A 16920-nucleotide genomic window follows, 5' to 3' on the forward strand; every position below is an offset into this window, starting at 1 on the left:
TGTATGAAATGTCTGACGGCCACGTCGTCCGAGCGTTTTTTTGAAGCCACCGCCGGGCATACTAGGCCGGTCTTTACTCCTGGTGTCGCCCAACCTCATGCTTCGCGCCCTGATCACCCTCGCCTTGATTTGTCTGCTCAATCCGGCCTTCGCCGACGATGATCGCGCACAGACGCAGAAACAGCTGGATGCCACGCGTCAGGACATCACCGAACTGAAAAAAGCGCTAAGCCAGTTGCAGGAAGAAAAATCCGGCGTCCAGAAAGACCTGCGCTCCACTGAAACTCAAATGGGCAAGCTGGAAAAGCAGGTGGAGGCCCTGCAAAAAGAACTAAAAAGACTGAAAGCGAGCTGCAACGGCTCGACCAGGAGAAAAAAACTCCAGAGCGCACGCGTTGAACAGCAACGACTGATCGCGATTCAAGCCCGCGCTGCCTACCAGAGCGGCCGCCAGGAATACCTCAAACTGCTGCTCAATCAGCAGAACCCCGAAAAATTCGCCCGCACCCTCACCTATTACGATTACCTGAGCCAGGCCCGCCTGGAGCAGTTGCGCAACTTCAATGAAACCTTGCACCAGCTGGCCGGCGTCGAGAAAGACATCGACCTGCAGCAAGCGCAGCTGCTGGTGCAGAAGAGTTCGCTGGATGACCAGAAAGCCCAGCTCGATACCGTGCGCCAGGAACGTCAGGTGGCACTGGCCAAGCTGAATCAGGATTACAAGGTTCGCGACCAGAAGCTTCAGTCGCGGCAGCAGGATCAGGCCGACCTGACCAAGGTTCTCAAGACCATCGAAGAAACCCTCGCCCGCCAGGCTCGCGAAGCCGAAGAGGCTCGCCAGAAGGCATTGCTCGCGCAGCAGGAAGCCGAAAAACGTCAGCGCGAGCAAGAAGCGCTGGCGAAGAACCGGGCCAAAGACGATGCGAAAGACGACAGCGATGTGGCCCCGCGTCGTCCGATCAAAGCGCCCGGCGCGATGGTTTCCAGTGCCGGTCAGTCGTATGGCGGCGCTTTTGAGCAAGCAAGGGGAAAACTTCCTTGGCCCGTCGATGGTCGATTGTTGGCGCGATTCGGCGAAAGCCGTGGCGATGACGAGCGCACCAAGTGGGATGGCGTGATGATCAGTGCGGCTGCAGGCAGCCAGGTTCGTGCGGTGCACGGTGGTCGGGTGGTCTTCGCCGACTGGTTGCGCGGCGCCGGGCTTCTGGTCATTCTCGACCACGGCAATGGTTATTTGAGTTTGTACGGTCACAACCAGAGCCTGTTGAAAGAGGCCGGGGACGTCGTAAAAGCCGGAGACGCGATCTCTACTGTTGGTAACAGCGGTGGTGGTCAGGACACTCCGGCGTTGTATTTCGCTATTCGTCAGCAGGGTCGCCCTAGTGATCCGGCCCAATGGTGTCGCACTCAAGGATAAGTCGACACCTCACTCAGGAGTTCGTAAGACATGCTGTTTTCGTCCCGCCTCACCTCGCTGGCCCTGACTATCGCCGTGGTTATCGGCGCTCCTCTGGCCCAGGCTGCCGGCGCCGCCCCTGCTGCTGCGCCTGCCGCCACTGCGCCCGCCAACGCCGCGAACATCAAGGCGCCGCTGCCGCTCGACGAGCTGCGCACCTTCGCCGAGGTCATGGACCGGATCAAAGCCGCGTACGTCGAGCCCGTGGATGATAAGACCCTGCTGGAAAACGCTATCAAAGGCATGCTCAGCAACCTTGATCCGCACTCCGCTTACCTGGGCCCTGAAGATTTCCAGGAGCTGCAGGAAAGCACCAGTGGCGAGTTCGGCGGGCTGGGTATCGAAGTGGGCGTCGAAGACGGCTTTGTAAAAGTTGTCTCCCCCATCGATGACACCCCTGCGTCCAAAGCTGGCATCGAAGCGGGTGACCTGATCGTCAAAATCAACGGCACGCCGACCCAGGGCCAGACGATGCAGGAAGCCGTGGACAAAATGCGCGGCAAGATCGGCGAAAAAATCACCCTGACGCTGGTGCGTGACGGCGGCACTCCATTCGATGTGACGCTGGCCCGCGCAACCATCCAGGTCAAAAGCGTGAAGGCGCAGATGCTGGAGCCGGGTTACGGTTACATCCGCATCACCCAATTCCAGGTCAAGACCGGTGAGGAAGTCGGCAAGGCGCTGGCCAAGCTCCGCAAGGACAACGGCAAGAAGATGAGCGGCCTGATCCTCGACCTGCGCAACAACCCGGGCGGTGTGTTGCAGTCGGCGGTCGAGGTGGCTGACCACTTCCTGACCAAGGGCCTGATCGTTTACACCAAAGGCCGCATTGCCAACTCGGAACTGCGCTTCTCGGCAGACCCGGCTGACGCCAGCGAAGGTGTGCCTCTGGTGGTGCTGATCAACGGCGGCAGCGCCTCGGCTTCGGAAATCGTCGCCGGTGCGTTGCAAGACCAGAAGCGCGGCATCCTGATGGGGACCGATACGTTCGGCAAAGGCTCGGTGCAGACTGTTCTGCCGCTGGCCAACGACCGCGCGCTGAAGATCACCACGGCGTTGTATTACACGCCTAACGGTCGCTCGATTCAGGCCCAAGGTATCAATCCGGACATCGAAGTGAAACGCGCCAAGCTCACGGCCGAAGCCGATGGCGACAACTACAAAGAGGCCGATCTGCTCGGTCACTTGGGCAATGGCAACGGCGGCGCGGACAAACCGACCACCAAGGCCAAGGCTGGCAAGGCGCGTCCGCAGGACGATGACTACCAGATGAACCAGGCCCTCAGCTTGCTCAAGGGTTTGAGCGTCACGCGCGGCAATTGATGCGCGTCTGGCTAACCGGCCTGGTCTGCGCCCTTGCCGTCACTACGGGGCTGCACGTGCAGCTCCCGTTGAATCCTCAGCGACCGCAGGCAAAGCGCCGAAGGTCGCTTATCTCAGCCTGATCATCGACGATCTCGGGCAAAACCCTGAAAGGGACAGCCGCGCGCTGGCCCTGCCCGGCCCCGTGACGCTGGCGATCATGCCTGACACGCCCCACGCAACGGACTTTGCCCGTCAGGCGCACAAGGCTGGCAAGACGGTCATGCTGCACATGCCCATGGACCCAGCGACCGGGCCGTACGCCTGGCATCCGGAACTGCCGCTGCCCGAACTCGAATCGCGTCTGAACGCCGCGCTGCTAAAAGTCCCCTACGCCGCTGGCATCAACAACCACATGGGCAGCCGCATGACGGCCGAGCCGGTGGCCATGGGTTGGTTGGTGGGCGAGTTGCAGCGCCGTCATTTGTTTCTGGTCGACAGCCGCACCAGCGCCAAAACCGTTGCGGCGGCTGAAGCGCAGAAGATTGGGCTGGCCAGTGTGTCCCGCGATGTTTTTCTCGACGACGAGCGCACCGCCGAGGCCATCAGCGGCCAGTTGCAGACAGCGATCAAGCTCGCTCACAAGCAAGGCTCGGCCGTGATGATCGGCCATCCCTATCCGGTGACGCTCGATGTCCTGGAGCGCGAGCTGCCCAAGCTTAAATCCCAAGGTATAGAGCTGATCGAGATCCGCCACATGGTCACTGAGCGCGGAAATGAGGCGATGGCCGGCCATGGAAAGAACGGGCGTTATCGCTAGGCCGACAATGCTTCGCTAGAGATATTTGGCGAAAATCGAATCGACCACGCCTTCTTTGCGCAGCTGATCCAGCGCGCGCTGCAGCCGTTGGACCACGGCGTCCGGGGTGTCTTTGTTCAATGCCAGAAACAGTTCGGCACTGTTGAAACGCAGCACGGTTTTCAACCCTGTGATGCCCTCCTGCCGCGCCAGATAGCGACCCGCCGGATCACCCGTGGCCCACAGATCGAGCTGGCCATCGACCAGCTTCCTGGCGTTGTCTTTATCGCTGAGCACCGTGATCGGGTTCATACCCTGACGCGCCAGCTCCACGGCAATGGCGTCGCCCTTGTAGGCACCGATTCGGTAAGACCGTGCAGCCTCAAGGGTGCTCAGCTGGATCGGGCTGTCAGCGCGCGCCAACAGAATCCAGTCGTCCGGGCCGATCGGTCCGACCCACTTGAAGCGTTTTTCGCGCTCGGGCAACCGCGCAGTCACGAACACGCCGTAACCGGGATTCTCCAGCGCCAGTTTGTAGATGCGATCCCAGGGAAAGCGCAAGGTCATGTTGTAGCCGACACCGGCGCGCTTGAAGGTCTCGCGCACTACTTCGACGGCGATGCCCTTGATGTTGGCTTCCTGGGCGAAATTCTTGCCGTCGGTAGCCATGTTGTAAGGCGGGAAGTTTTCGGTCAGCAGGACCATTGAATAGGCCGGCGTATCGTCGGCCCGGGCGGCTCCTGACAGCATTATCGCGACGCTGATCAGTGCAAGAAAAACACCTTTGAACATATCCCTGGCCCCTGATCCTGACGACGGCAAGAGAGTGCCGCTAACGATCAGCAAAGTCCAGTTCGACGACCGGGACGGTCGCCTTCAGAGCAGGCTCGCCACGATGCGCCAGACCACTTCGGCGCAATGCGGGCACCGCCGTGCGGGAGTGAGCCTGCCTACGGAGACTCAGCCCTCAAGTAACAAGGACTGAGCGGCCGAAGGCTCAGCGAACCACGATCCCTTGCGCCGCCATGTACGCCTTGGCCTCAGGCACGGTGTATTCGCCAAAGTGGAAAATACTCGCCGCCAGCACGGCGCTGGCGTGGCCTTCCAGCACGCCGGCCGCCAGGTGCTCAAGATTGCCGACGCCGCCTGAAGCAATCACCGGGATGCCCAGCGCATCACTGATGGCACGGGTCACGCCGAGATCGAAGCCGTTTTTCATCCCGTCCTGATCCATGCTGGTCAGCAGGATCTCGCCGGCGCCAAGGTCTTCCATCTTTTGGCCCACATCACCGCGTCCAGGCCGGTTGGCTTGCGACCGCCATGGGTGAAGATTTCCCAGCGTGGCGCTTCGCCGGGCAGCGAAACACGTTTGGCATCAATGGCCACGACGATGCACTGCGAACCGAAACGGGCAGCGGCTTCACCAACGAACTCGGGATTGAACACCGCAGCGGTGTTGATCGACACCTTGTCGGCACCGGCGTTGAGCAGATTGCGAATGTCCTGCACCGTGCGCACGCCGCCGCCAACGGTCAGCGGGATGAACACCTGACTGGCCATGCGCTCGACGGTGTGCAGCGTGGTGTCGCGGCCGTCGACGCTGGCGGTGATGTCGAGGAAGGTAATCTCGTCGGCACCCTGCTCGTCATAACGACGGGCAATCTCGACCGGATCACCGGCGTCGCGGATGTTCTCGAACTTCACGCCCTTGACCACACGGCCGTTGTCGACGTCGAGGCAAGGGATGATGCGTTTGGCGAGGGCCATGGGCCGGTTCTCCGAAAACGGTTGGGAATCTGCCCAACATCACAACATTCTGATTTGAAGCACGCCCCTGTAGGAGTGAGCTTGCTCGCGATGCGCCGGGTCAGTCAGCAAACATACTTCTGACACACTGCTATCGCGAGCAAGCTCACCCTACACGGGGCGTGCCAGTCAGCCTTTGTACGAATCACAAAACGCCTGTGCTTCAGCCACATCCAGTGTGCCTTCATAGATCGCACGGCCGGTGATTGCGCCGATGATGCCCGGTGCCTTGGCGTCGAGCAGCGCTTTGATGTCGCCCAGGTTATGAATGCCGCCCGACGCGATCACCGGAATGCGGGTGGCAGCGGCCAGCGCGGCGGTGAACGGGACGTTGCAGCCCTGCATCATGCCGTCTTTGGCGATGTCGGTATAAACGATGGCCGAGACGCCGTCGGCTTCAAAGCGCTTGGCCAGGTCGATCACCTGCACCGTGCTGACCTCAGCCCAGCCGTCGGTGGCGACGAAGCCGTCTTTGGCATCCAGGCCCACAATCACTTTGCCAGGGAACGCGCGGCAGGCTTCGGCGACGAAGTCAGGGTCCTTGACCGCCTTGGTACCGATGATCACGTAACCCACGCCGGCTTTGACGTAGTGCTCAATGGTTTCCAGCGAGCGGATGCCGCCGCCGATCTGGATCGGCAGGTTCGGGTAACGACGCGCAATCGCTGTCACGACTTCGCCATTGACCGGCTGGCCTTCGAACGCACCGTTCAGGTCAACCAGATGCAAGCGACGGCAGCCGCCCTCGACCCATTTGGCAGCCATGCTCACCGGATCATCGGAGAACACCGTGGAATCTTCCATCCGACCCTGGCGCAGTCGTACACATGCGCCGTCTTTAAGGTCGATCGCGGGAATAATGAGCATTCTTTTTCCTTCGTCAAAAGAGCTGCGCGCCGCGAGCTGTAAGCTGCAAGTCTGCGCATCTAACCATTCTTGCAGCTTGAAACTTGCCGCCTCTAGCTGCTCTTCTCCAACGCCCACAGGTCGCTCTCGATGCTTTCGAAACGCTCCTTGAGGTGCGTCTGAACATCGAAGATCGCCCGGTTGTAATAATGCGGCGCGATCTCGCGGGTGAACAATTCCAGGATTTCAGCCGCTTCGAACGAACCCAGGTCCAGCTCGAAACGGTCTTCCATGAACCGCTTGATCCTGTGGCACGCCTCACTCTCCTGCTCGGGAGTGAGGGTCAGAATCGGCGGTTTGGTCTTCTTGCTCATTACCAGCGGCCGTTCCATGCCGCGAAGTTCTGCAGCAACTGCAGGCCATGGGTGTGGCTCTTCTCGGGGTGGAACTGCACGGCGAAGCGCGAGCCATCGGCCAATGCGGCGGCGAAATCATGACCGTAATGGCCACGGCCGACGATCTGCTGCGGGTTGGGCGATTCGATGTAATAGCTGTGCACGAAGTAGAACCGCGCCATGTCCGGAATGTTGGCCCAGAGCGGGTGATCCACGGCCTGCGACACTTCGTTCCAGCCCATGTGCGGGACTTTCAGGTGCTGGCCATCTTCGTGGAGGTCCTTGCCGAAGAAGCGCACCTGACCGGGGAAAGTGCCGATGCAATCAACACCGCCGCTCTCTTCGCTGCGCTCCATCAGCGCCTGCATGCCCACGCAGATCCCGAGAAACGGACGGTCCTGACTGACTTCACGCACCAGGGCATCGAAGCCCAGGCGACGAATTTCCGCCATGCAGTCACGGATCGCGCCGACACCGGGAAACACGACACGGTCAGCTTCACGGATGACGTCGGCATCGCTGGTAATCAGCACGCGACCGGCGCCGACATGCTCCAGCGCCTTGGCCACCGAGTGCAGATTGCCCATGCCATAGTCGATAACGGCAACGGTCTGCATTACAGCACGCCTTTGGTCGAAGGCATCTGGCCGGCCATGCGGTCGTCCAGTTCTACCGCCATGCGCAATGCACGGCCGAACGCCTTGAAGACGGTTTCGATCTGGTGGTGAGTGTTGTGGCCGCGCAGATTGTCGATGTGCAGCGTGACGTTGGCGTGGTTGACGAACCCCTGGAAGAATTCCTGGAACAGGTCCACATCAAAGCCGCCGACGGTGGCGCGGGTGTACGGCACGTGCATTTGCAGGCCAGGCCGACCGGAGAAGTCGATGACCACGCGCGACAGCGCTTCATCCAGCGGGACGTAGGCGTGGCCGTAGCGACGGATGCCTTTTTTGTCGCCGATGGCTTTGCTGAACGCCTGACCCAGCGTGATGCCGACGTCTTCCACGGTGTGGTGATCGTCGATATGCAGGTCGCCTTTGCATTCGATGTCCAGATCGATCAGCCCGTGACGGGCGATCTGGTCGAGCATGTGTTCAAGAAAAGGAACGCCGATGTCGAATCGGGACTTTCCTGTGCCATCCAGGTTGATCGAGGCTTTGATCTGGGTTTCCAGAGTGTCGCGCTCGACGAACACCATACGTTCGGCCATCACCAGCTCCGCAAAATCATTGGGCGAAAAGGCGGCCATTATAGGCGTGTGGCAGGGAAACAGAAACATGAAGCGAGCAATGCCGGACCGGGGGGAATGCGGGCTGCATGGGATAGACATGTGTGTACAAGCGAATACGTACAGCCAAAAAATGTGGGAGCGGGCTTGCTCGCGAATAGGCCCTCACATTCGACATCTCTGCCGACCGTTAGACCGCCTTCGCGAGCACGCTCACTCCCACAGGTTCTGGTTAGCCTGAAGCATCTCAGGCTAACCAGATCAGCTTTTAGTGAAACAACACCGCAGTTTTCTGCAGAGTGATCCACACGCCCCATGCCAGCGGAATGCCCACTGCCAGCCAAGCCAGAATCGCCAGTGGCTTGGTGCTCGGGTCCGCTTTCCATTCCAGCGAAGTGCTGTGATCGGCGCCGGCATCGTGACCGATGGCTTGCTCAGCCTTCAATTGCTCGTCGGTCATGAAGTACTTGTCGGCCACCGGGCGCACCAGCAGGTTGCAGATGAAGCCCAGCACCAGCAGACCCGCGAGGATGTACAAGGTGATGTCGTAAGCATCGGCACGAGCAACGCCGTGGCTCAGCTGGTACTCACGCAGGTAGTTCACCAATACCGGGCCAAGCACACCAGCGGCAGCCCATGCAGTCAGCAGACGACCGTGAATCGCGCCGACCATTTGCGTACCGAACAGGTCAGCCAGGTAAGCCGGAACGGTGGCGAAACCGCCGCCGTACATCGACAGCACGACGCAGAACGCCGCCACGAACAGCGCAACGCTGCCCAAGTGACCCAGGGTCGGTACCGACGCGTAGAGCAGGAAGCCCAGTGCGAAGAACACGAAGTAGGTGGCTTTACGGCCGATGTAGTCCGAGAACGAGGCCCAGAAGAAACGGCCGCCGATGTTGAACAGGCTCAGCAGACCGGTGAAGCCGGCCGCAATGGCCGCGATGGCCGCCAGTTGCGAAGCATCCAGCTGCCCGAACGGCTGGTCGGTGCCCAGCAGCTTGCCGCCGAACACTTCCTGCAGCAGGGGCGAAGCCATGCCGAGGATGCCGATGCCTGCCGAAACGTTCAGGCACAGCACCAGCCAGACCAGACGGAACTGAGGCGTCTTCCACGCAACACTGACGTGCACGTGGCGGTTGGTGATCATCGCGCTGTTGGCTTTCTTCGCCGGAGCGGTCCAGCCTTCAGGTTTCCAGCCGGTAGGCGGAACGCGGTACGACAGTGCGCCGCCGATCATGAAGATGAAGTAAATCACCGCCATCACCGCGAAGCTCTGCCATACACCAACGCTGTCAGGCGTGGCGAAGTGGCTCATCAGTGCGGTTGCCAGCGGAGCACCCACCATCGCGCCACCGCCGAAACCCATGATCGCCATACCGGTCGCCATGCCGCGCTTGTCCGGGAACCACTTGATCAGCGTCGAGACCGGCGAGATATAACCCAGGCCAAGACCGATACCGCCGATCACGCCCGAGCCGATCCACATCAGCCAGATCTGGTGCGTGTATACGCCCAGCGCCGAGATCAGCAGACCGCCACACCAGCACAGTGCCGATACGACACCGGCCTTGCGTGGGCCCGCGTGTTCCAGCCAGCCGCCCCAGATCGCTGCGGAGCAACCCAGGAAAATGAAGAACAGGGTGTAGATCCAGCCGAGCATGGAGATCGGCCAGTCACAACTGGACGAAATGACTTGCTCGAAGAAACCCATGTCAGCCGGGCAGGCGACAGCAGTCTTGATGCCGATTGCCTTGGACAACGGCAGCCAGAACACAGAAAAGCCGTAGGCCATGCCGATACACAGGTGGATTGCCAATGCAGCTGGCGGAACCAGCCAACGGTTGAAACCGCGTTTGGCGATAATGCGCTCTTTGGACAAGAACGCAGGCTGAGCGGCCGTACCGCCCAGAGCAGTGCTCGTAGTCATTTATTGTTGCCCCCAATTTTTAGTTATATCCCGCAAGAACAGCGACATCGCTCTGCCACCACTCTTCAAGCACGCAGGCCTCGGTGGTTTATCGGCAGACCGTCTCTTTACGTGACAATTCGACGCAGCAAAGCTGGCGAACGGCGCGAGATTACCATTTGCGACAGAAAAGAAAGCATTCTGCTACTACCTTTTTCGTGCCGTTTGTCATTGTGCGAGGCGCTGACATTTCGATCGGAGGTGTCTGTGGCGATCCAAAACCCGATGCCTGCGTGAGGACGCTATACTCGCGGGCTAAATTTTGAACGACTCGACACAAGGACTCGCCCATGAAAGCGTTCGGCAAAATCCTGGGGCTCACCCTTCTCGGGCTGTTGCTGATCATCGTGGCTCTCGGCTTTGCCCTGACCCACTTTTTTGATCCCAACGACTACAAAGACGAGATTCGAAAACTGGTTCGCGATCGCGCCCACGTCGAGCTCACGCTCAATGGCGATATTGGCTGGAGCCTGTTTCCGTGGCTGGGCCTGGAGCTGCACGATGCCAGCGTTGCCACCTTGAGCGAGCCGTCCAAACCCTTCGCCGACCTGCAGATGCTCGGGTTGTCCGTGCGCGTTCTGCCGCTGCTGCGCAAGGAAGTGCAGATGAGCGATGTACGTGTCGAGGGCCTGAACCTGACGCTGACCCGTGACGAAAACGGCCATGGCAACTGGGAAGACATCGGCAAAGTCCCCGCCACTGCGGCCAATCCAGCCCAGCCGCCCGCCACGCCGGATGCGCCGGCCAATACAGCGCCGGCTAAACCCGACAAGCAGTGGCAGCCGCTCAAGCTGGACATTGACAGCCTGACCGTGAACAACGCGCGGATCGATTTCAACGATATTCCCAAGGCCCGGCAGTTCACCGCCGAGAGCATTCAGCTGAGCACCGGCCCGATCCACAACGCGACCGATATCCCGCTGAAACTGACCGCGTTCCTCAGCACCAACCAACCCGTCGTGCGCACCAAAACCGAACTGACCGGCAAGCTGCGTTTTGATCGCGCGCTCAAGCGTTATCAGCTTGATGACATGCGGTTCTCCGGGGAAGCGGCGGGCGATCCGCTGCAGGGCAAGACGCTGACGTTCTCGGCCCAGGGCCAATTGCTGGCAGACATGTCCGCCAACGTCGCGGAATGGACCAATCTGAAGCTGTCCGCCAATCAACTGCGGGCTCTTGGCGAGTTGCATGTGCGTGATCTGGACAAGACGCCGCAGCTTACAGGCGGTATCTCGATTGCCCAGTTCAATCTGCGCGACTTCCTCGACGGTGTTGGTCAACCTGCGCCACCCCTTGGCGACGGCAGCCTGAACAAACTGGAATTGGTCACCCGCATCGAGGCGACGTCCACTAGCGTTGCGCTGGATGACCTCAGGGTGAAACTCGACGACAGCACCATCACCGGTCATGTCGCCGTGGAAGACTTCGCTAAACAATCCCTGCGCCTGCAACTCAAGGCCGATGCGTTCGACGCCGACCGATATCGCAAGCCCGAAGGCGAGCAGGCGAAGAGCGCCGGGGCCGCGCGCAGAGTCGAAGTTCAGGGCGCGGAAGCCGAAGCCATGGTGGCGTCGGGCACCTCGCCTCTGCCGAATCAGCCGACTCAAGGCGCCTGGAGCGACGCGAAACTGCTGCCCCTCGAGCGCCTGCGCAAACTGGACGTCGACGCCGACCTGAGCTTCGGCAAGCTGACCCTGGAGAAACTGCCAATTCAGAATGCGGCGCTGAAAACCTCGGCGCTTGATGGCGTGATCACGGTCAGCAGCCTGCGCGGCGATCTGTACAACGGTAACTTCGAAGTGAAAGGCGACCTGGATGCGCGCCCTGAAGTGCCATTGGCACGTGTTCAGACGCGCATTGCCAAGGTGCCGGTGGAACATTTCATTCAGAGCCAGGGCACTACGCCGCCGTTGCGCGGTTTGCTTAACCTCACCAGCGATGTGACCGCCAAAGGCAACAGCGAGAAGGCGCTGGTCGAGAGCCTCAACGGTACCGCGAGCTTTGCGCTGAACGACGGCGTGCTGGTCAATGCCAACCTTGAGCAGCAGCTCTGCCGCGGCATCTCGACGCTTAATCGCAAGAGCTTGAGCGGCGAACCGCGCGGCAAGGACACGCCGTTCCAGCAGTTGAATGGCAATCTGGTGTTCCGCAACGGCGTGGCCAGCAACCCGGACCTGAAAGTCCGCACCCCGGGCCTGACGGTCAACGGCGATGGGGACATCGACCTGCGCGTCATGGGCATGAACTACCGCGTCGGCGTGATCATCGAAGGTGACAAGAGCGACATGCCGGACCCTGCCTGCGAAGTGAATCCGCGCTTTGTCGGCATCGAATGGCCGGTGCTCTGCCGCGGCCCGCTGGAAATGGGCGCCAAGGCCTGCCGTCTGGATAACGACGGCCTGGGCAAGGTCGCTGCCAAGCTGGCAGGCGACCGGATCGGCGACAAGATCGATGAAAAGCTGGGGGACAAGGTGAGTCCCGAGCTCAAGGACGCGATCAAGGGATTGTTCAAGCGTTAACCCCGTCCAGCAGCCGCTGCGCCTCCAAATTGTGGGAGCGAGCTTGCTCGCGAAGGCGTCGGGTCATACACCATGGTGGTGGCTGACCCAGCGCACTCGCGGGCAAGACATGGCGATGCAACCCGACTCTCTCTTATCACCGGAACCCTTGATGCAACCCGAGCAGTTCTCCTCCGCCGTTCTTGACTGGTACGACCGCCACGGCCGTCACGATCTTCCCTGGCAACACGACATCACCCCCTACCGTGTGTGGGTGTCGGAAATCATGCTGCAGCAAACCCAGGTCAGCACGGTGCTTGGCTATTTCGATAAATTCATGGACTCGCTGCCCACCGTGCAGGCGTTGGCCGAAGCGCCGGAAGATGAGGTCCTGCATCTGTGGACCGGGCTGGGTTACTACACCCGCGCGCGCAACCTGCAGAAAGCCGCGAAAATCGTGGTGGCCGAGCACGGCGGTGAATTCCCCGGGACGTGGAAAAGCTCGTCGAGCTGCCCGGTATCGGCCTCTCCACGGCGGGCGCGATTGCCAGCATCAGCATGGGCCTGCGCGCGCCGATCCTCGACGGCAACGTCAAGCGCGTACTCGCCCGCTTCACCGCCCAGGAAGGCTATCCAGGTGAGCCCAAGGTGGCGAAGCAGATGTGGGCCACGGCAGAGCGCTACACGCCGCACAGCCGGGTCAATCACTACACCCAGGCGATGATGGATCTGGGCGCCACACTTTGCACCCGGACCAAACCCAGTTGCCTGCTCTGCCCCCTGGAACGTGGATGCGAAGCGCACATGCTCGGTCAGGAAACCCGCTATCCAATACCGAAACCGCGCAAGGTCGTGCCGCAAAAGCGCACCTTGATGCCGATCTTTGCCAACGACGAAGGCGAGATTCTGCTCTATCGCCGCCCGTCGACCGGGCTTTGGGGCGGGCTGTGGAGCTTGCCGGAGCTGGACGACTTCAACGACATGCAGCATCTGGCCGACCAGCACGCCCTTGAATTGGGCGAGCATCATGCCCTGCCGGGCCTGATCCACACGTTCAGCCACTTCCAGCTGACTATCGAGCCCTGGCTGGTCCGGGTCCGCGCGTCCGTCCATCACGTGGCCGAGGACGACTGGCTCTGGTATAACCTCGCCACCCCGCCGCGCCTGGGCCTTGCCGCCCCGGTGAAGAAACTGCTGAAAAACGCAGCCGACGTACTGAATGCAGGAGAGTCCTCATGACCCGCACCGTGATGTGCCGCAAATACAAAGAAGAATTGCCTGGCCTGGACCGTCCGCCGTATCCGGGCGCCAAAGGTGAAGACATCTACAACAACGTCTCGCTGAAAGCCTGGGGCGACTGGCAGAAACACCAGACGCTGCTGATCAACGAGCGCCGCCTGAACATGATGAACGCCGAAGATCGCAAATTCCTGCAGACCGAGATGGACAAATACCTGTCCGGCGAGGAATACGCCAAGGCCGACGGCTACGTTCCCCCTGCCGAATAACCCATCGGAGACAGTGTCGTCGTAAGCGGAGGAAATAATTCAGATTTTTTCGACACCATGCTTGACGACCTCCTGAAAAACACGTTTAATGCGCCCCGTTGCCCAGATAGCTCAGTCGGTAGAGCAGGGGATTGAAAATCCCCGTGTCGGCGGTTCGATTCCGTCTCTGGGCACCACCTTTCGTTTTCAGGTGATGCCAAGCACAGCTGAAAACACACAAGAAGCCCGCCTCGTGCGGGCTTTTTGCTTTTCACGATTCTCCACCGCTTCTTTGTAAGCCCTGATTGACGTGAATGGATTCGTAAGCTCAGAGCCGTATATGTGTGAAGACGCCCAGCTGGTGGCCGACGTCTCCGACAAACGCGCGTGTGTCGTCGCTTAGATCACTCGATTGGAGGTGTGGGAGCAGATCGCCGGGCTTTCAATCATGCTTATTTTTCTTGTGTCCATGTCGCTTGCCGTGAGACCGGTTGTTGCCGCCGTCATCTGCCATGTTGCTACCCACTGCGCCTCCGGCAGCGCCGCCTAAGCCGGCACCTATGGTTGACCCTGTTGAGCCACCCAACTGGTTACCAATGACAGACCCACCCGCTGATCCCAGCCCCCGCCGATAGCCGCCTCGGTCTTGCTTCCTCTTTTGGCGCCCAAAGCTCCGCCAGCGGCTCCGCCGACACCCGCACCAACCGCCGCGCCGGTGCTTCCACCCATTTGCTGTCCAATGACATTCCCAAGCGCACCGCCTAGGCCTCCGCCCACTGCGGATGTTCCATCCCCAGCCGCCAGCGCGCATTGAGCGCTAAGCATTCCTAAAAGTAGTACCGGTACAGTGATTCGCATGGATTCAATCTCAAGTGGGTGAAGTAGCCTCTCGGAGAAGCATCGAGCAGGACTAAAACGACGGTGCTGGACTGGGCAAGGGAGATTCAACTCAGAGTATGTCCAGCGGGATGCTCATACCCACTCATCGGCTGCCGTGGATAAATCTTGATAAGGTAGAACTACCGGCGGGTGGCAGGCGCCGGGATGGACAGCCACAAGGAATTCCTATTCGCCACGCACCGGCTTTTTACAATTTTCCCCTAAGCGCTCGTCCAAGATCAGTTGAACGAGACCCTGATCAACCTCAGAATGCACTTCTTGAGCAACCACGGAAACGGGAGGTGTGCATGAAGACTATCGAAACGTCGAGCCGCCTCATTGGAGTCGGCGTATACACGCCATCAGAAGCAGCCCTCTACACGGGCATTCCCGCCAAGGATATTCGCAGATGGCTCTTCGGCTATAAAGCGGATGGCGTGGAGCATTCCGGTCTGTGGCTACCTGAGCTGGGCGTCAACGATGAGAAGCTGCTTGGCTTCCACGACCTGCTCGAGATCAGATTTGTCCATGCCTTCCGAAAGCACGGCGTAAGCCTTCAAGCTATTCGCGCAGCATCCAGACAGGCCAAGGAAATTTTTCACCAGCACTATCCGTTCACCTGCAGAAGATTCCAGACTGACGGCAGGAGCATATTCGCCACTGTGTTTGACGAGACTGGCGACGAGGCGATCCTGGATCTGGCGAAACGTCAGTACGCATTCAGGCAGGTAATCGCGCCTTCGCTGTATGAGGGCATTGACTATACGGGTGAGGGAAAGGCGCAGCGTTGGTATCCGGTCAAGCGCAGCAAGGCAATTGTGCTCGACCCCAACCGTAACTTTGGAAAACCGGTGCTCTCCTCCGCTGGTGTCGATACGGCGTCGATTTATCAGGCTTATCTGGCGGAAGGCCAGGACGCAAAACGTGTGTCTGTGATTTTCGAAATTCCCACCGCGGCAGTGGACGCTGCGGTGACCTATGAGCACAGGATTGCTGCTTGAATTTTCTGATCGATAACAATCTTCCACCGTCCATTGCCAGAGCCTTGCACGAGCTTTGCAGCGGCGAAGGCCATGTCGTCGTCTCGCTCAGGGACAGGTTCCCAGCGGACACAAGTGACATCCACTGGATTACCGACCTCACTGCCGAAGGCGGATGGGCCGTGGTGTCGCAAGACAAGTTCTCCAAGGGAAACGCCGAGCGGCAGGCCTTCAGAGAATGCGGACTACCGGTTTTCTGTCTCGCGAGGCAATGGGGTCAAACGACCTACTGGAGTAAGGCCGAAAATCTTGTCCGATGGTGGCCTGCCATCATCCGGCAGGCAGAACTGATATCCGGCGGTGCAGCATTCAAGGTGTCCTGGAAATTTTCAGCGCCGGGGAAGTTTGAGCAATTGAAAATGTAACCCCGCATCAGACCTACCCCTTGCGACTCCGTCTCCGGGCACCATAAATACCGAAAAACCCCTGCATCGAAATATTCAGGGGTTTTTTATCGGGCGTGATTTATTAACATTGCAGGCTTGAGCCGACTAGAGGACTTCGTGATGGCATCTGTCAGCAAGCAACAGAAACGAGCCAAGCGCGCCAAGACCAAAGCCAAAGAGCAGCGAGTCGCTCGCCAGCACCCGCAGACGCCCAACCCGATCGTCCCGGATTACTTCATGCCTGATTTCTTCTCGGACGACGAAGCATCGTTGCTCGACGACGATACCTTGCTTAAGAATTTCGTGGAGCCCGACATCCTCGAAACCATGGACGAAGAAGAGCGGGAAGCGGTGGCGGCGGTGATAAGGGGCGAAGCCGACGAGATGTCGATCACTGAGGACGAAATGCTGCTGATGGAGGTTTACCAGTCCCCTGCGCCAGAGCCGTCTCAGGAGCAACGCCTCGCGCATTACGAAGTGCTCAAGGTTGCTGAGCAGAAAGGGTTCCTGGATTTGCTCGATGCCTTTGCCAAAGGTCCGATAGCCGCACACGCCTTCTACGACTTCAATTTCGACGACTACCTCGACGTTCTGGTGAACACGCTGGGCGCCTACATGATGTGGGCCCACGGACTGGATGAGGCGACTGTCAGGGCGCGCATCCACGACGATGATTTCTATGAGGCGTTCCGCGCCATTCTCAGCGAGATCGAGATGGAATCCACGATGGAGATGCTGGGGATCGACCGCAACAAGCACGACGAACCAGCTCAAGACTGAATACAATACGCGCCCGATGACCCTGGGCCATGCGAATGGCTGCACCGCA

Annotated in this window: 13 protein-coding genes, 1 tRNA gene and 4 pseudogenes; 10 read left to right on the forward strand and 8 right to left on the reverse strand. The window is 59.9% G+C overall.

From position 1 onward, the window contains the following. Nucleotides 1–97: 97 nt before the first annotated feature. The 3 genes and pseudogenes from JN403_RS02770 to JN403_RS02780 all read left to right on the forward strand — a co-directional run bounded on the left by JN403_RS02770 (nucleotide 98) and on the right by JN403_RS02780 (nucleotide 3578). Entirely contained in the window at nucleotides 98–1417 is a 1320-nt protein-coding gene (locus JN403_RS02770; RefSeq protein WP_205485133.1) for a murein hydrolase activator EnvC, read from the forward strand. 30 nt (nucleotides 1418–1447) lie between these two features. Continuing rightward, nucleotides 1448–2779, forward strand: a complete 1332-nt coding sequence (locus JN403_RS02775; protein WP_172610385.1) for a S41 family peptidase — start codon at nucleotides 1448–1450, stop codon at nucleotides 2777–2779. Then, nucleotides 2779–3578: pseudogene (locus JN403_RS02780) on the forward strand (divergent polysaccharide deacetylase family protein). The gene JN403_RS02775 and the pseudogene JN403_RS02780 overlap by 1 nt, the downstream one beginning before the upstream one ends. Nucleotides 3579–3593: 15 nt before the next feature. On the opposite strand, the gene JN403_RS02785 reads toward JN403_RS02780, so the two are convergent. From JN403_RS02785 to JN403_RS02815, 7 genes and pseudogenes are all read right to left on the reverse strand, one after another. After that, nucleotides 3594–4349: an ABC transporter substrate-binding protein gene (locus JN403_RS02785; protein ID WP_122534015.1), complete on the reverse strand. Its 756-nt coding sequence runs from the start codon at nucleotides 4347–4349 to the stop codon at nucleotides 3594–3596. Between the two features lie 205 nt (nucleotides 4350–4554). Beyond that, a pseudogene (gene hisF / locus JN403_RS02790) lies at nucleotides 4555–5324 on the reverse strand (imidazole glycerol phosphate synthase subunit HisF). Between the two features lie 168 nt (nucleotides 5325–5492). Further along, nucleotides 5493–6230, reverse strand: coding sequence for a 1-(5-phosphoribosyl)-5-[(5-phosphoribosylamino)methylideneamino]imidazole-4-carboxamide isomerase (gene hisA, locus JN403_RS02795; RefSeq protein ID WP_205485135.1), 738 nt, complete (start codon nucleotides 6228–6230; stop codon nucleotides 5493–5495). 92 nt (nucleotides 6231–6322) lie between these two features. Further along, nucleotides 6323–6583 carry a DUF2164 domain-containing protein gene (locus JN403_RS02800; RefSeq protein ID WP_205485137.1) on the reverse strand — a complete coding sequence of 87 codons (261 nt, stop codon included), beginning with the start codon at nucleotides 6581–6583 and terminating at the stop codon, nucleotides 6323–6325. After that, nucleotides 6583–7221: an imidazole glycerol phosphate synthase subunit HisH gene (gene hisH, locus JN403_RS02805; RefSeq protein ID WP_205485139.1), complete on the reverse strand. Its 639-nt coding sequence runs from the start codon at nucleotides 7219–7221 to the stop codon at nucleotides 6583–6585. The genes JN403_RS02800 and hisH overlap by 1 nt, the downstream gene beginning before the upstream one ends. Next, the gene (hisB, locus tag JN403_RS02810; RefSeq protein WP_065987388.1) at nucleotides 7221–7814 is read right to left on the reverse strand and encodes an imidazoleglycerol-phosphate dehydratase HisB; all 594 of its coding nucleotides are present in this window, start codon (nucleotides 7812–7814) and stop codon (nucleotides 7221–7223) included. Before hisB ends, hisH begins: the two co-directional genes overlap by 1 nt. 286 nt (nucleotides 7815–8100) lie before the next feature. Next, a complete protein-coding gene (locus JN403_RS02815; RefSeq protein ID WP_122534021.1) occupies nucleotides 8101–9762 on the reverse strand; it encodes an OFA family MFS transporter in 1662 nt (553 codons plus the stop codon). Between the two features lie 329 nt (nucleotides 9763–10091). Here JN403_RS02815 and JN403_RS02820 point away from each other — a divergent pair, with 329 nt between their 5' ends. The 4 genes and pseudogenes from JN403_RS02820 to JN403_RS02835 all read left to right on the forward strand — a co-directional run bounded on the left by JN403_RS02820 (nucleotide 10092) and on the right by JN403_RS02835 (nucleotide 13983). Beyond that, complete coding sequence (locus JN403_RS02820; RefSeq protein WP_205485145.1) at nucleotides 10092–12320, forward strand: AsmA family protein; 2229 nt, start codon at nucleotides 10092–10094, stop codon at nucleotides 12318–12320. A 151-nt stretch (nucleotides 12321–12471) separates the two neighbouring features. After that, a pseudogene (gene mutY, locus JN403_RS02825) lies at nucleotides 12472–13538 on the forward strand (A/G-specific adenine glycosylase). After that, entirely contained in the window at nucleotides 13535–13807 is a 273-nt protein-coding gene (locus JN403_RS02830; protein WP_122622902.1) for an oxidative damage protection protein, read from the forward strand. The pseudogene mutY and the gene JN403_RS02830 overlap by 4 nt, the downstream one beginning before the upstream one ends. A 100-nt stretch (nucleotides 13808–13907) precedes the next feature. Continuing rightward, nucleotides 13908–13983 (forward strand) — tRNA-Phe (locus tag JN403_RS02835). A gap of 245 nt (nucleotides 13984–14228) precedes the next feature. On the opposite strand, the pseudogene JN403_RS02840 reads toward JN403_RS02835, so the two are convergent. After that, a pseudogene (locus tag JN403_RS02840) lies at nucleotides 14229–14644 on the reverse strand (glycine zipper domain-containing protein). Between the two features lie 329 nt (nucleotides 14645–14973). Here JN403_RS02840 and JN403_RS02845 point away from each other — a divergent pair. The 3 genes from JN403_RS02845 (at nucleotide 14974) to JN403_RS02855 (ending at nucleotide 16871) form a co-directional block, all read left to right on the forward strand. Beyond that, nucleotides 14974–15666, forward strand: coding sequence for a MerR family transcriptional regulator (locus JN403_RS02845; RefSeq protein ID WP_205485148.1), 693 nt, complete (start codon nucleotides 14974–14976; stop codon nucleotides 15664–15666). Next, nucleotides 15663–16070, forward strand: coding sequence for a hypothetical protein (locus JN403_RS02850; protein WP_192171299.1), 408 nt, complete (start codon nucleotides 15663–15665; stop codon nucleotides 16068–16070). The genes JN403_RS02845 and JN403_RS02850 overlap by 4 nt, the downstream gene beginning before the upstream one ends. Before the next feature lie 141 nt (nucleotides 16071–16211). Continuing rightward, a complete protein-coding gene (locus JN403_RS02855; protein WP_205485150.1) occupies nucleotides 16212–16871 on the forward strand; it encodes a hypothetical protein in 660 nt (219 codons plus the stop codon). The last annotated feature ends 49 nt before the right edge of the window (nucleotides 16872–16920 follow it).

The sequence above is a fragment of the Pseudomonas sp. 15A4 genome, from assembly GCF_016925575.1.
In the GTDB taxonomy this organism is placed as follows: domain Bacteria; phylum Pseudomonadota; class Gammaproteobacteria; order Pseudomonadales; family Pseudomonadaceae; genus Aquipseudomonas.